Raw genomic sequence first — 14,568 nt, 5'->3', positions numbered from 1 at the left:
CGGCCATGAAGCTCGTCGGCAAGCTGGTAGGCCTGTTCCGCGTCGCGGCGGACCTGACCCAGGCCCAGCTCGCGGACCGGGCAGCCGTACAGCTGGAGACGATCGCCTCCATCGAACAGGGCCGCCGCGCCCTCCTCCCCGACCTGGCCCGGCGCCTGGACGCGCTGCTGGACACGAAGGGGGCGCTGGAGACGGCGGTGGAGAACATGCCTGAGGTTGACCTGATCCCGGCGTGGGCGGAGCAGTACATGGACCTGGAGCGGGAGGCTTTGGCGCTGTCCTGGTTCGAGAACCAGGTGCTGCCAGGGTTGCTCCAGACGGAGAGCTACGCGCGGGCGGTGTTCCGTACCGACGTTCCGGCCCTCAATGACGAGGAGGTCGACAGACGGGCCTCGGCGAGAATGGGACGTCTGGAAATCCTGCACCAGCAAGAGCCGCCTACCGCAAGTTTTGTCATCTCAGAGGCGATCTTGAGGGACCGCCTCGGCGGGAACGACGTGTACGCGGACACCCTCCGGCACGTGCGTGATTGCACTGAAATCCCAGGAGTCACCATCCAGATCATGCCTCTGGGCCGACGCACGCACGCGGGCCTCTCAGGTCCTTTCATCCTTCTGGAGACCCCTGAACACCAGCGCCTCGCCTACACCGAGACCCAGCGCGGCAGCCAGTTGATCTCGGCCCCAGATGACGTAAGCATCCTGGAACGCAAATATGCGATGCTGCGAACACAGGCCCTCAACACCGAAGAATCTCGGGGCTTGCTGGAACGGCTTCTAGGAGAGCGATGAGCACCGCACTTGAGTGGTTCAAGTCGAGCTACAGCAGTGAACAGGGCGGTGCCTGCCTCGAAATCGCCGCGCACCCCTCCGCCATCCACGTCCGCGACTCCAAGACCCCCGAAGGCCCCACCTTCACCGTCGCCCCCGCCACCTGGTCGGCCTTCGCCGCGTTCGCCGCCCGGAGCTGACCGGACCAGCGGGCGATCAGGGCGCCTTGAGCAGATCGCGAAGCCTGGAGACGTAGGCACGCACGTCCCGTTCGGCGGGCAGTTCGGCGGTGGCGGCCTCCGGCGCACCCTGACCGGGCTCCCGACAGGCACGGCAGAGGCCATCGGGAAGGGCCTCCGCGCGGCCGGGCACACCGCACTTGGTGCACTCCATCATCACCCGCCGGACGGGCGTGCCTGGCGCGGGCGGCAGCGGGACGGCGGACACCAGGGGCGGGATCTTGTCCCTGAGGCGGCGGCGGACGAACCCGACCGGAGAGTCGACCCCGGCGGGAAGCCCGGCAACGAGAGCCTGCACAAGGTAGTCGGCGTCCACTCCACGCATGAACCACTCGGCGGCCAGCGGCTCCAGGATCGCGCAGTCGGCGGCGGAGAGCGCCAGCCGGGCATCAACGCGGCCGAGTCGCGCCAGGGCGGCGTACGCGGACGAGTCACGCTCCAGCACGGGCGGAACCGGCTCCGGCGTCCGCTGTTGCGGTACGGCGGGGGCCTCCGGCCGGACGGCGACGGGCTCGGCGACCTTCGGCTGCTCACGCTCGGCGCCTACGAGCGCGCCCCACCACTCGTTGTCGCGGGCGGTGCGGGACCAGAACGTGCGGAAGACCCAGCGCACTTGCCCACCCTCGCCGGTCACCAGGCACCGCACGCGTCGCAGGTACCCGGCGACGGACAGGGCTTTGAGGGCCGAACCGACCGCCTGCTGCCCGTAGAGCGGCAGCTGCTTGGCCAGGCCCTTGACGTCCATGGCCGCGCCGTCGGGGAGCTGGTCGATGAACCCGGCGATGTGCCGCTCCCGCAGCGGCAGCAGCATGAAGTCATCGCCGCAGCGAGGCTGTTGGTCCGGGACGGATCGCTTGCCGTAACCGGGATTGGCCATCGGGTACGGGCGCGAGGAGGCGGGGGCGCGCAGGGCGGAGCTAGGCTGCTGGATAGCCACGGGATCGGTCCTTCGATCTTGCGGTGAGACCCCGGCCTGGTGTTGCTAGCACCGCGTCGGGGTCGCTCTGTTTCCGCACCGTAAGCAGTCGCCACCCTCCGCTGCAACTCGGTCACGATTAGTCATACTTGCTGACCGTGACAGGTCCGGGAGGTCGGGGAGGTTTACCCAAACCCTCTTCTACCTACCGAGGTAAAGAAGGCGCTCGAATCCCGAAGTCCGCATCCCGGCCCTCGAATCCCGAAGCTCAAGCATCGGCCCCGCGCTCCGCGGGCGTCCCCCGGAAGAGTGACCGCGCACCTCCCGAAGCTCGCCCCTCGGACCCCGGCGCCCGAAGCCCGAGCTTCGAGCGCCGGTTCATGCCATGGCCTCCGCCAGGTCCTCTGCCTGCTTCAGCACTCGCTCGATCGCTGCCGGCTGCTTGTCCGGCGGATACCCGTGCTTGCGCAGGAGCCGGAGCACCCGGGCCATGATCCGGTCCCTGGCCTGCTCCTTCAGCTTCCAGTCGACGGTGACGTCCTTGCGGATCTGCTCGTACAGCTCGTGCGCGATCCGCGCGAGGACCGAGTCCTCCATCTGCTCGACCGCGGAAGGATCGGCGGCCAGGGCGTCATAGAAGGCCAGCTCGTCCTCCGTCAGCCCGAGCGTCTCGGCCCGGCCCCGGTCGGCGGACACCTCCCGGGCCAGCTCGATGAGGAACTTCATGAACTCGGCCGCCGTCAGCAGCCCGTTCGTGTACCGGTTCATCGCGGCCCGCACCCGGCTCGTGAAGCTCTCCTGCCGTGTCAGGTTGCGCGGATGGGCGTCCCTGATCTCCTTGAGCAACGCCCTTCGTAGCGCCTCGATGGCCAGGTTCGGATGCTTGGACGCCTGGAGCTTCCGCAGGAGTGATTCGTCCAGATGGGACAGGTCCGGCTTGGCCAGGCCGGCCGCGTCGTAGATGTCCACGACACCGTCGGCTGCGATGACCGAGGCGTGGAGCTGCGCGATGAGCGGCTCCACGTCCGCCGCTGTGGCCGTGTCCTGTTCCTTCCGCTCGTCGGCCGTGTACTTCTCCCGCGACTTCCGCACGGACTCGAAGAACCGGATGTCGGGCAGCAGATCCTGGACGCGCTGATCGGTCGGGCAGAGCGAGAAGGCCTGCCGGAGCAGACCTGAGTGATACATGAACCGCTGCTTTCGAGTGGCCTGTTCGAACTCCAGCCCCGGCTCCGGCGTGATCAGGAACTCCAGGACCTCGACCAGGGCCTCCCGGTAGGAGCGGGGGCCACCGACGGCGAGCGTCTGCTTCCACCGGCACCCGTGCAGGATGTCCACGATCTGCTGGTGACTCTCCCGGACGAGCTGAACCGCGCCCGCGAGGTCGGCACCCAGCATGGGATCCGCCTGATCCTGCTCGGAGTACTCGGCGAGGGCTTCCTTGATCTCCCGTATGACCCCCTGGAAGTCGACGACCAGCCCGGAGGGCTTGCCGGGCCAGGTGCGGTTGACACGGGCGATGGCCTGCATGAGCGCGGCCCCGCGCATGCGCTTGTCCAGGTAGAGGGTGTGCAGAGGCGGCGCGTCGAAGCCGGTCAGCCACAGGGACTGGACGATCACCAGCTCCAGTTCGTCCTCCGGGTCGGTCACCCGCTCCTGGATCTTCTTCAGCTGGGCGGGCGTGCGGACGTAGTCGGCAACCTCTTCGTCCGAAGCGGCGTTCCCGGTGAAGACGACTCGGATACGCCCGGTGGTGTCGGTGAGCAGCTGCGACTTCGGGTCGCGCTCCCCCTTCCAGTCCGGCCTGCGTCGGATCACTTCCTCGAACAGCCGCGCGGCAATGGCTCGGGAGGCGCAGACGACCATGCCCTTGCCCTTCCAGCCCGTCAGTTTCTCCATCTCCGTGCTGCGGGCGTCCCAGTGCTCCAGCAGTCCCCCGGCCAGCTCACGGATGCGGGCGGGCGACCCGATCAGCTCCTCGTACCGCCCGAACCGCTGCCGGGCGGCCCGCTTCTCGTCCTCGCCGAGTCCTTCGATCAGGCCTTCCGCGCGGGCGTCCAGATCATCGAGGTCCGCGTCCTTGATGAGGTCTACCTGGACGAGGTGGGGCTCGTAGAAGACGGGTACGGTCGCCCCGTCGTCCACGGCCTGAGTGAGGTCGTAGGTGTGGATGTTCCCACCGAACACGCCCTGCGTGCTGCCCGTGTGGTTGTTGATGGGGGTGCCGGTGAAGGCGATGAACGTGGCGTTCGGGAGGGCGTCGCGCAGGTTGCGGGCGTAGCCGTCGATGAAGTCGTAGTGGCTGCGGTGCGCCTCGTCGACGACGACGATCACGTCCCGGCGCGGCGAGATCTGCGGATGCCGGACGCCGGCCTTGCGCTCGGCCTCGGTGAGCCGGAACTTCTGCAGGGTGGCGAAGACGACCCCGCCGTTGCTCTTCGGCCTGTCCAGCAGCTCACGCAGTCGCCCCGCGTCATCGGCTGTTTCCAGCTCTTCCTTGATCCTCTTACGCAAGGTGTCACTGGCGACGAACGTCCGGTACAGCTGGTCGTCGAGGTCGATCCGGTCCGTCAGCATGACGAAGGTCGGACTGGACAGCTCGGGCGTCGAGGCCGCCTTCCCCACGTAGAAGAGCATCTCCTCACTCTTCCCCGCCCCCTGCGTATGCCAGACGACCCCCGCCCGGCCGTCGGTCGCAAGAGCTGACTCGGTCGCCCGGACAGCCTTGTTCACGGCGATGTACTGGTGCGCCTTGGCCAGCTTGACCGTGTTGACGTCACCGGACTTCTCGGCGGAGTACGAGAGGAAGTGACCGATCAGGTCCAGAAGTCGGCCCGGCTCGAACGCCCCGTACAGCATGCGCTCCAGAGCCCGCCCGTCCTCGCGCTGGTGCTTGCGCAGCATGCGGTCGTTGTCGTCGGCGTGCCAGGGGGCCATGTGCTGCCAGGGCGTGAACGGCGTGCCCATGCGGGCGGTGATCCCGTCGGATGCGAGCATGACGAGGAACGTGGCGAAGGTGCCGGTCTGCTTCAGTTCGCGCCGGTAGCCCTGGAGCTGGTCGTAGGCGGTGCGCGCGCTGTCGTTGCTGTCGGCCTTCTTCAGCTCGACAACGGCGAGAGGCAGCCCGTTCACGTACAGGACGATGTCGAATATGAACGTCCGGTCCTTGACGCTCTTGACTCGTACCTGGCTGACAGCGAGGAGTTCGTTGGCGTGCGGATCGCCGAAGTCGACGGGGCGAATCCTCGCGTGCCGCGTGTCGCCGGTGGCCGGATCCTCGTACGGGACGGGGACGCCACCGGTCAGCCGGTCGTAGAACCGGTGGTTCTCGCGCAGGTCGTGCTGCGTGAGCTGGGCGAGTAACAGGGGTATGGCGTCGTCGGCCACGCTCTCGGGCAGCTGCGGGTAGCGGCGCCGGATCGCCTTGCGCAGATTCGGGTACAGGACGAGGTCCCCCCACCCTTTCCGCACCCCGTACGCGGGCCCCACATCGGCCCCGTCCACGTGCTGCCACCCGATCTCGCCGAGCACACCGAGGGCGTGCAGTTCCAGCTCCTTCTCGGTGAGGCGGTCGACGGGGGGCTCGCCGGCGGGGTGGGTGCTTCTCATACGGCCTCCTCTACGACGCGAGTCGCGTCCTTGACGCGGAGCTTTCCGGTGATGAGCTGGGGGAGGAGGGTGTCGCGGAGGTCGGCGAGGGTGCGGTTCTCGGCAGACGTCTGCATCACGGTCGCATGCAGCGCGTCCAGTTCGGCCGACAACCGCGCCCGCTCACCGGCAGCGGGGAGGTAAATGCGCCAGCCGGGCATTTCTTTGAGCGGCAGCCGGTCAACAGTAGCGCCGTGGATAGTGCGACGCTTGATCTCCTCCTGAAACGAGGATGCCAAGTACGCGTGGAGAAGCAGCGCTCCACTGACCGAGTCAGATTTGCTTCGCAGCAGCGCCATGCGACGCCCCAGGCTTCCCTGAATTCCGGCTGGCATGAGGGCGGCGTCACCGAGGCGCGTCTCGTAGGAGAAGAGCACATCTCCTGCTTGTGGCTGCACGCGACGCGTCCATCGAGGGAAGTCCTCCTCGGAGAGATGGGCCGACTCGGCCAGGTCCAGGTAACCGCTCTTGAGACTGCTGATGCTGAGGAACCAGGCGCCTTCCCGCGTCTTCTGGGGTGTTGCGTGCGGGCCATCAAAGAGGGCAGCCAGGTCGCCGATGGTCTCTGGCTGACTGCTCTTTGCGGCCGATTCATAGCAGGCGCTGGCGAGGTCCAGAGCGGTGCTGCGGATCCGCTCGTTGAGCGTGATCTTGTCGTCCAGCGCACCGAGCACCTCAGCAACAGCATGCTGGTCCTTCAATTTGGGTGGCACCAGGATTTTCAGATTCTTGGCGGATCCCACATTGAAATGCTGCTGAACTGCCCCTACCGAATGAGCGGATACAAACGCACCTGAGGTTACATTGATTGAGTAGCACAAAAATCTCGGGTCCACCGCATTCCCTGGACGTGCGATGATCATATCGGAGCAGTTCGCAGGACCGAACCCGGCAGGAACAAGCGCCGCCACACCTGGCACCCCTGTCCTAACAATGACGACATCATTTTCACGCAGCCTCGACTTCGTCAGACGCTCGTGAAATTCGACACCAATGTAGACAATGCCGGAAAGATCGATACGCCCAGGTCGAATATTCTTCGAACGCAGGAAGGGAATCCCTTTCGGCACATACTCCCCTGCCATCGAGCCCACATGGCCAACTGTGATCTCGGAACAGAGACTTTCAAGGGTGGCGTGCTTCCATTCCCCCATCACACCCTCCCCAGCTGCTCATCCACAACCTTCGCCAACCGCTCCGACTCCGCGAACTGCTCCCGCAGCAAAGCCGTCAGCCGCGCGATCTTCGCCGCCACCGGCTCCGCGTCCGGGTCGACCTCCACCTCTGTCGTGCCCACGTACCGCCCCGGGGTCAGCACGTAGTCGTGCTCCGCAACCGTCTCCAGGCCCACGCTCGCGCAGAACCCGGGAACATCCGCGTACGCCGCCGCCCCCTCCGCACCGCGCCACGCCCGCACCACGTCCCCGATGCGCCCGACGATCTCCTCCGGGGTCAGCTCCCGCAGCGTCCGGTTCTTCATCACGCCGAACTCACGCGCGTCGATGAACAGGACCTCGCCCTTGCGCCCCCGCACCCACCCCGAGTGACGGCCCTTCCCCTCCGCGAGGAACCACAGGCACGCCGGGATCTGGGTCGACCGGAACAGCTGCCCGGGCAGCGCGATCATGCACATCACCAGGTCGTCCTCGACCATGCCCCGGCGGATGTCGCCCTCACCGGACTGCTTGCTGCTCATCGAGCCGTTGGCCAGGACCACGCCCGCCCGGCCGCTCGGTGCGAGCTTGCTGATCATGTGCTGGAGCCACGCGTAGTTCGCGTTGCCGACGGGCGGCGCCCCGTACACCCACCGCTTGTCCATGCCGAGCATCTCCCCGCCCCAGTCGGAGATGTTGAACGGCGGGTTGGCCATCACCACGTCCGCCTTGAGCGCCGGGTGCTGGTCGTTGCGGAAGGTGTCGGCCGGCTCGTCGCCGAGGTTGGCCTCGACCCCGTGGATGGCCAGGTTCATATGGGCCAGCTGCCAGGTGGTCTGGTTCAGTTCCTGTCCGTACACCGCGACGTTCAGCGGGTTGCCGCCGTGCGACTCGATGAACTTCTCCGCCTGCACGAACATGCCGCCCGACCCGCACGCCGGGTCGTAGACCCGCTCGCCCGGCTGAGGCTCCAGGACCTCCACCAGGAGCTGCACCACGCTCTCCGGGGTGAAGTACTCCCCGCCCTTGCGGCCCTCCTTGAGCGCGAACTCGGCCAGGAAGTACTCGTACACCTCCCCCATGATGTCCCGCGCGCCCTTACGGCGGCCGTCGTCGCCCAGTTGCTCCTGGAAGGCCAGCCGGTCCAGCAGCCTGATCAGCCCGACGAGGCGTTCCTCGTCGACCCGGCCGCTGGCGTAGATCTTGGGCAGGGTCTTCTTCAGCGCCGGGTTCTGCGCCTCGATCGCCAGCATCGCCGCGTCGATCGCCTCACCGACGGTCTGGCCCTCCACGGTCGTGCCGGCCCGTTCGAGGACGGCCTCCCAGCGGGCGGCCGGGGGCACGTAGAAGATGCCGGCGCCGGTGTACTCGCGTCGCTCCTCGAGCGTGACGAGGATGTCCTCCTCGCTCCAGCCGCCCTCCTCCCGCAGCTCGGCCTCGAGCTGTGCGCGCTTCTCACTCATCGCGGCGGAGACGTACTTGAGGAAGACGAGACCCAGCACGAAGTGCTTGTACGCGGCAGCGTCCAGGCTGCCGCGCAGTTTGTCCGCGGCCTGCCACAGGATCTGCTTCATGTCGGCGGGTTCGGTCTTCTTCTTACGGGGTGGCACGGGGAACTCGTTTCTCTCGTGGTCCAAAAAAAGGGGTGCGTCAGGCCCGGGGGCCCGGATCGGGACGCTTGCGCAGTCGCAGGTCTCCGTCCGCGACACCCGCCGCCAGCCGCTCGGCCAGTGTGTCCAGCGCTGCCAACTGGCGTCGTACATCCGCACGGTGACGTTCCGCCTCGGCCAACACCGCATCCAGATCGGCGATCTCCTCCACCGGCAGTTGCGGCAAGTCCATGTCCCTCACGCTCACCCGTCGCACGAGCGACCCACTGCCACGTTGCTGGTTTCGAGGTGCGGCCAGCAGGCGAGCCAGCGCATGAGGGCGCATCCACAGACTCTCCGGACGGACCGTCTTTCCCTCTGCCAGGTCCATCAAGTACTTCCGGTACGCGGCGATCCGCAGTCCCTGCACCGGCGCCAGCAGGACGCAGCCGCCCGCCTCATCCACCTGCGTGCGGACACCGTGTTCCGTGAACAGGAAGACATCGCCCTGCTCGGTCATCAGGCTCTGCGGATAGGCGGCGAGGTCCTCCAGCATGATGCGCCGCTCCCCGATCGGCAGAGCGCCCAGCATCTCTTCCCGGCCGATCACCGGAACACCCGCGTCCCCGATGTCGCTCTCCCTGATGCGGTGGCCGGGCAGGAGCCTGAGCTGTCCTGCCCTCAGCTGCCCACCGACCTTGAAGTGCCCGGCCCGGTCCTCCTTCCTGCCGACGCCGAGATCACCGATCCACTGCTTCAGATGGGGCAGGGCCACATACGCGTTCTGACGCGCCTCCACCGTCGCCGCGAAATGATCGAGTCCCTTCTCCGGTGCTGCGAGCCGGTGTGCAGGCAGAAGGGACCGCCCGTCCAGCAGGTACGAACTGCCGGGCCCGGCAGCGGCCACCGGCGCACGCTGGGCCTCCTGCGGCACAGGTGTACCGGCATTGCTCAGCAACGCCACGACGGTCCGCTGCCATGCGTCCCCCACCCGGCGTGCCAGACGGTCCGCGTCGATCAGCAGCACCCGGGAGTCCGCCAACGGCGGCTGGGTTCCCCTCAGCACCAACAAGGCGTGCTCGGCGCCGGTGCGGAAGGTGTGAATACGACGAGGCAACTGGACGATCGCTTCCACAGCGCCGGATTTCAGTAGGTCTTCCCGCATGCGGGTATTGGCCGTACCCGTCGCGCCACGGGGCCGCGAGAGCGTCCAGGAAGGAACGACGACCAACCCCTTGCCCCCTTCCCTGAGGCGCCCAAGCGTCTCCACCGCCCACCGCAGCGGGCCTTCCTCGTCCCGTTCGCGCTCCCCGGAGGCGTAGGGCGGATCGGCCACCACCAGGTCGGCCTGTGGAAATCCCTGTGGCACCGGTTCCCGGTCCGGCTCCGTGAACGGATCGAAGGGCAGCCGGTACTCGTCGAGCTCCTCGGGATCCGAACACACGAAAGTCTCCCCGGCTGCCCAGTGCGCGAGCAGCCGGTATCTCAGCACCGTGCGCCGCAACGCATCCGGCTCCACGGCCGCGACGCGGTTCTCTCCGTCCTCGGCGGCGAGCTCCAGCAGCACATCCCCTGTACCGGCGCACAGGTTGAGCATCGTCACAGGCCCTGCCGTCGACAGGACGGGCTGGGCCAAGGCATCGATCAGTTCGACGACGGGCCGGGGGGTCATGTCCATCGTGAGATCGGACTCCAGGCGCCCGGCCAGTCGAAGCACGGCCTCGGCAGCAGCCCCCGCGCCTCCCAAATCCGCGATCAATCCGTGCACGGTACGGAGCAACTCCGCATCGGCGGCGTCGAAGTCAGCCAGCAGGCCGGCAGGCAGGCTGTCTTCGCCACTGCCTCCGCCTTCCCCCTCCATAGCAGCGACGGCCAGCGCCCGGACGATCAGCTCGTCCGCGCCCAGCGTCCCGTGCCCGAGCGTCACCAACCGCCGCAGCCGGAGTCCCTCACGGAAGCGTTCGCCGTACGTCGGCAGAGTGCCGTCCGGGTGCCGCTCGCCGTCGGGCACGGGCCGCTCGTCCAGCCAGCCCGCGATCTCCTCCGCGTCGAACAAGGGCTTGCTCTCGGAGCCGCCGATCGCCTCGGGAAAGGAGGCGTGCCGACGCCGCCAGTTACTGACCGTGGGCCGGCCGACCTCGGCGAGCTCCTTGATCTCGCCGAGGGTCACCGGCTCGTACCGCCGCTCCGTCACAGCACAATCTCCTCCTCGCCCGAAAGAATCCGGGCCCTGCGGGCCAGGACCGCAGGGACTTGGCTGTACTTCTCGTGGCGGGCAGCCAGAGCGGGAGCGACGAGGGCCGTGAGCTCGATGGCCGTACGGAAGTCTTCCTCCAGGTGGCGGTGCGAGACGCGCTCGTGGTGAGCGATGCGGTTCCGCAGTGTCCGCATGATCTCCAGCCGGTCGTGCAGGTCCTGGCGCCGCACCCCCTTGAAGCAGTGCCGGAGGGCCGGGTTCCAGTACTTCATGTCGTAGTTGCCATGACCGCCCCTGCTGAGCAGGCCCACCCAAAAGCCGAACGACAGCGTGGCGACGACATCGCACGGAGCGGTGCTGTTCCCCTTCCGCACCAACCGCGCCTCGGCGTCACGGATGTCCTCCATCGCCCAGCGGTTCGGCTGCGCGCGCGGCAGGTTCCACCAGTCACTCCGGCCGAACTTTCCGGTGAGCTGCCGGTGGATCCTGTTGCGCAGGCTCACCTCCAGGTCACGCAGAGGGCTGTGCAGCGCCCTGGCCGCCTCCGCGTCCCAGGCGTACAGCCGCAGTGCCACCACCACGTCGCCGCGGCACTCCTCCAGGAACGGCTGGAACCGCTCCGGGGAGATGGCCTCGACTAACTGCTCCTCGCCACTGTTCGCCATCGTCCGCACTTCCTTCCGACCGGTCACCGTGTTACGGTTCCCGAGTACGCCTTGGAGTCCTGTCACCGCTTGCTTCGCCGCATAGCACACAGCCCAGGGCAGAGCCTGGTGATTCGCCCTGTACTGCCCACCGCAATTAGGCAGTGCAGGGCGTCACTGTTCCTGCCGTGAGAGTCGAGCTGACGCCCCCTCACCGCGCTGAGTTAAACCTAGCGTCTCTCCCACCAGATGGGAAGCTTCATTTGCACCCTACTTGTGAGAAGTGGGGTTCTCACTAACCATGCTAGAGATTTTTATGTCATGAAAAGCGGGCCACGACCTGTCGTGACCCGCCTCCAGAACCCTTTCAGGACCCCACGCCGCCCCGGCCTCAGCGCCCCAGCTTCTGCGCGACCTCCGTCGCCCAGTACGTCAGGATCATCCGCGCACCCGCCCGCCGGATGCCCGTCAGGCTCTCCAGGATCGCGGCGTCCCGGTCGATCCAGCCCTTCTCCGCGGCGGCCTCGATCATCGCGTACTCACCGCTGATCTGGTACGCCGCGACCGGCACGTCCACCGCGTCGGCGACCTTGGCCAGGACGTCCAGGTACGGTCCGGCGGGCTTGACCATGACCATGTCGGCGCCCTCCTCCAGGTCGAGCGCCAGCTCGCGCAGCGACTCGCGGAGGTTCGCCGGGTCCTGCTGGTACGTCTTGCGGTCGCCCCGGAGCGAGGAGCCCACGGCCTCGCGGAAGGGGCCGTAGAAGGCCGAGGAGTACTTCGCGGTGTAGGCGAGGATCGACACGTCCTCGTGGCCCGTCTGGTCCAGCGCGTCGCGGACGACACCGACCTGGCCGTCCATCATGCCGCTGGGGCCCACCACATGGGCTCCCGCGTCGGCCTGCACCTGGGCCATCTCGGCGTACCGCTCCAGTGTGGCGTCGTTGTCGACGCGGCCGTCCTCGGTCAGCACCCCGCAGTGGCCGTGGTCGGTGTACTCGTCCAGACAGAGGTCGGACATGATCACGAGGTCGTCGCCGACCTCCTGCCGCACCGCGCGCAGGGCGACCTGGAGGATGCCGTCCGGGTCCGTCCCCGCCGTGCCCCGGCCGTCCTTCTTCTCGTCCATCGGGACGCCGAAGATCATGATCCCGGAAACACCGGCCGCGACCGCGTCGACGGCGGCCTTCCGCAGCGTGTCCAGGGTGTGCTGCTGGACACCCGGCATGGCCGAGATGGCGACGGGGGTGTCGATGCCCTCGCGCACGAACGCGGGCAGGATCAGGTTCGCCGGGTCGAGCCGGGTCTCGGCGACCATGCGCCGCATGACGGGGGTCGTCCGCAGCCGGCGGGGCCGCGAGCCGGGGAAGTTTCCGTAATCGGTCATCCTTCGAGACTAGACCCGCGCACCTCACCGTTTTACCGACAGCCGAGCCGGAAAAACGCGGCCCCGGCCCGGGTGCGTGACGGTCTCAGCCACCGGCCCGGGGGCGGCGTTCCTCCTCGGCATCGCCGCGCCCCGCGCCCGTCAGGATCGCGCCCGCGACAACCCCGAAGAGCCGATCGGCGCGTGACGCCAGTGCGGGCTGGTCACCGAGCCAGGCGAGCATGGCCACCAGCCCGAACAGATCGGCCCCGTCGATATCGCTCCGCGCCACGCCCTCGGCCTGGGCACGGGTGAGGAGCCGCGCACCGGCCGCGCGCAGGGTGACGCAGGAAGCGTGCAGCGCAGACTCGGTGTCCTCGATGGCGGCTGCCATCAGAACCGTCGCGCCCCGGTACTCGGTCGTCCACTCCACGCAGTCGCGCAGCCACGAGACGAGAGCGTCTCCGGACGAATGCGAGGTCCCGAGTTCGACTGCCCGTGCCGCAAGCTCTTCGAAGCTCGTGCGCAGCAGGGCCTCGAGAAGCGCCTCGCGCGTAGGAAAGTGACGCAGCAGCGTCGCGAGCCCGACGTCGGCCCTGCGCGCGATGTCGCGCAGCGACACCTCGACACCTTGCTCGGCGATGGCGGCACCCGCGACTGCGAGCAGGTGGTCGCGGTTCTTCCTGGCGTCGGCCCGCATCGGTCCCTCTTGACTATCCGGATCAGTGGTCCATATATTCGGATCAGTGATCCGTTTACGTGGATCACTGATCCGAATCAGCGTATCCCTTAGCGCGAGCAGGAGACAGACGATGCCGGCACACACGATGAGGGCGATCCGGCTCCATGAGCACGGCGGCCCTGAGGTTCTGCGTCACGAGGAGGTGCCGATTCCCCGGCCGGGGCCGGGCGAGGTGCTCGTCCGCGTACACGCGGTCGGCGTCAACCCTCCCGACTGGTACCTGCGCGACGGGATGTCCGGCCTGCCTCCGGAGACGAGGCCGAAGTTCACCCTGCCCGTGATTCCGGGGACCGACCTGTCGGGCGTCGTCGAGGCCGTCGCCGCGGACGTGGACGGCTTCTCCGTCGGTGACGAGGTCTTCGGCCTCCTCCGCTTCCCCAGCTTCGACGGCAGCACGTACGCCGAGTACGTGGCCGCGCCCGCGTCGGACCTGGCACTCAAGCCCGCCGGCGTCGATCACGTGCACGCCGCCGGGGCACCCATGGCCGGGCTCACCGCCTGGCAGTTCCTCATCGAGCTCGGCCACGACCACCCCTCTCCCTTCCAGGCGGCGAGGCACCGTCCGGTGCCGCTCCACGCCGGCGTGACGGTGCTCATCAACGGCGCCGCAGGCGGTGTGGGGCACCTCGCGCTCCAACTGGCGAAAGAGAGGGACGCACGCGTCATCGCCGTGGCATCGGGCGCGCACGAGACGTTCCTGCGCGAGCTCGGCGCCGACGAGTTCATCGACTACACCAAGGGCCGTCCCGAGGAACTCGTGCGCGACGTCGACCTCGTCCTCGACGCCGTAGGCGGCCCCCACAGCAGGCGCCTCCTGCGAACGCTCAAGCGGGGTGGTTCCCATTTCCCCGTGTTCTTCGGCGAGTTCGACGAGGAGGAGAACACGAAGCTGGGCGTCACCGTCACAGGCACCCAGGTCCGCTCGAACGGCGCGCAGCTCGCCGAACTGGGGCGCCTGCTCGACGCGGGCGCGGTCCGCGTCGCGATCGACAGCACGTTCGCGCTCGCGGATGCCCGAGCAGCGCACGAACGAGCCGCCCGAGGGCACATCCAGGGCAAGATCGTGCTCACGGTCGCCTGACTAAGGGCTGTCCCGTAGAAACGACACCAGCCGCATACGCGGAAGAGCGGCCGAGCGCGCCGCGGCAGGCGCACGCGTCGCCGCGGCAGCCGCGCTCGGACCCGGCCAGGGAGCCGGAGCGCCCCGGTTGCTGGTGCCGGAACTGCGCGTGATCGCCGACGGCCGACGGCTCCGCATCCACCACCAGGGGCAGGAGGCCGGGACGATGCTGCTGGGGGGAAA

11 protein-coding genes are annotated in these 14,568 nt (G+C 68.0%); 3 read left to right on the top strand and 8 right to left on the bottom strand.

Annotation, left to right across the window (positions count from 1 at the left end):
• Window positions 1-5 precede the first annotated feature (5 nt).
• Both ACFU5K_RS08240 and ACFU5K_RS08235 read left to right on the top strand, forming a co-directional pair.
• The gene (locus ACFU5K_RS08240; RefSeq protein ID WP_384058156.1) at window positions 6-791 is read left to right on the top strand and encodes a Scr1 family TA system antitoxin-like transcriptional regulator; all 786 of its coding nucleotides are present in this window, start codon (window positions 6-8) and stop codon (window positions 789-791) included.
• On the top strand, window positions 788-970 hold the full coding sequence (locus ACFU5K_RS08235; RefSeq protein WP_384058154.1) for a DUF397 domain-containing protein: 183 nt from the start codon (window positions 788-790) through the stop codon (window positions 968-970). The genes ACFU5K_RS08240 and ACFU5K_RS08235 overlap by 4 nt, the downstream gene beginning before the upstream one ends.
• 16 nt (window positions 971-986) lie before the next feature.
• Here ACFU5K_RS08235 and ACFU5K_RS08230 read toward each other — a convergent pair whose 3' ends face one another.
• The 8 genes from ACFU5K_RS08230 to ACFU5K_RS08195 all read right to left on the bottom strand — a co-directional run bounded on the left by ACFU5K_RS08230 (window position 987) and on the right by ACFU5K_RS08195 (window position 13,223).
• Window positions 987-1,946 (bottom strand): MarR family transcriptional regulator, encoded by a 960-nt coding sequence (locus tag ACFU5K_RS08230; protein WP_384058152.1) that lies wholly within the window; start codon window positions 1,944-1,946, stop codon window positions 987-989.
• Window positions 1,947-2,303: 357 nt separating this feature from the next.
• The gene (locus tag ACFU5K_RS08225; protein ID WP_384058150.1) at window positions 2,304-5,534 is read right to left on the bottom strand and encodes a type I restriction endonuclease subunit R; all 3,231 of its coding nucleotides are present in this window, start codon (window positions 5,532-5,534) and stop codon (window positions 2,304-2,306) included.
• Window positions 5,531-6,727 (bottom strand): restriction endonuclease subunit S, encoded by a 1,197-nt coding sequence (locus tag ACFU5K_RS08220; protein ID WP_384058148.1) that lies wholly within the window; start codon window positions 6,725-6,727, stop codon window positions 5,531-5,533. Before ACFU5K_RS08220 ends, ACFU5K_RS08225 begins: the two co-directional genes overlap by 4 nt.
• A complete protein-coding gene (locus ACFU5K_RS08215; protein WP_384058146.1) occupies window positions 6,727-8,337 on the bottom strand; it encodes a type I restriction-modification system subunit M in 1,611 nt (536 codons plus the stop codon). Before ACFU5K_RS08215 ends, ACFU5K_RS08220 begins: the two co-directional genes overlap by 1 nt.
• A 40-nt stretch (window positions 8,338-8,377) precedes the next feature.
• Window positions 8,378-10,510: an N-6 DNA methylase gene (locus ACFU5K_RS08210; protein ID WP_384058144.1), complete on the bottom strand. Its 2,133-nt coding sequence runs from the start codon at window positions 10,508-10,510 to the stop codon at window positions 8,378-8,380.
• Window positions 10,507-11,178, bottom strand: a complete 672-nt coding sequence (locus ACFU5K_RS08205) for a hypothetical protein (protein WP_384058142.1) — start codon at window positions 11,176-11,178, stop codon at window positions 10,507-10,509. The genes ACFU5K_RS08210 and ACFU5K_RS08205 overlap by 4 nt, the downstream gene beginning before the upstream one ends.
• A gap of 370 nt (window positions 11,179-11,548) precedes the next feature.
• Entirely contained in the window at window positions 11,549-12,544 is a 996-nt protein-coding gene (hemB, locus tag ACFU5K_RS08200) for a porphobilinogen synthase (protein WP_384058139.1), read from the bottom strand.
• An 85-nt stretch (window positions 12,545-12,629) separates the two neighbouring features.
• Window positions 12,630-13,223 (bottom strand): TetR/AcrR family transcriptional regulator, encoded by a 594-nt coding sequence (locus tag ACFU5K_RS08195; RefSeq protein WP_384058137.1) that lies wholly within the window; start codon window positions 13,221-13,223, stop codon window positions 12,630-12,632.
• 112 nt (window positions 13,224-13,335) lie between these two features.
• Here ACFU5K_RS08195 and ACFU5K_RS08190 point away from each other — a divergent pair, with 112 nt between their 5' ends.
• A complete protein-coding gene (locus ACFU5K_RS08190) occupies window positions 13,336-14,346 on the top strand; it encodes an NADP-dependent oxidoreductase (RefSeq protein WP_384058135.1) in 1,011 nt (336 codons plus the stop codon).
• Window positions 14,347-14,568 lie beyond the last annotated feature (222 nt).

The organism is Streptomyces sp. NPDC057428 (assembly GCF_042803195.1).
Lineage (GTDB): Bacteria > Actinomycetota > Actinomycetes > Streptomycetales > Streptomycetaceae > Streptomyces.
Note: the sequence above shows the minus strand (reverse complement) of the source record. Positions and strands in the feature narration are given on the sequence as shown.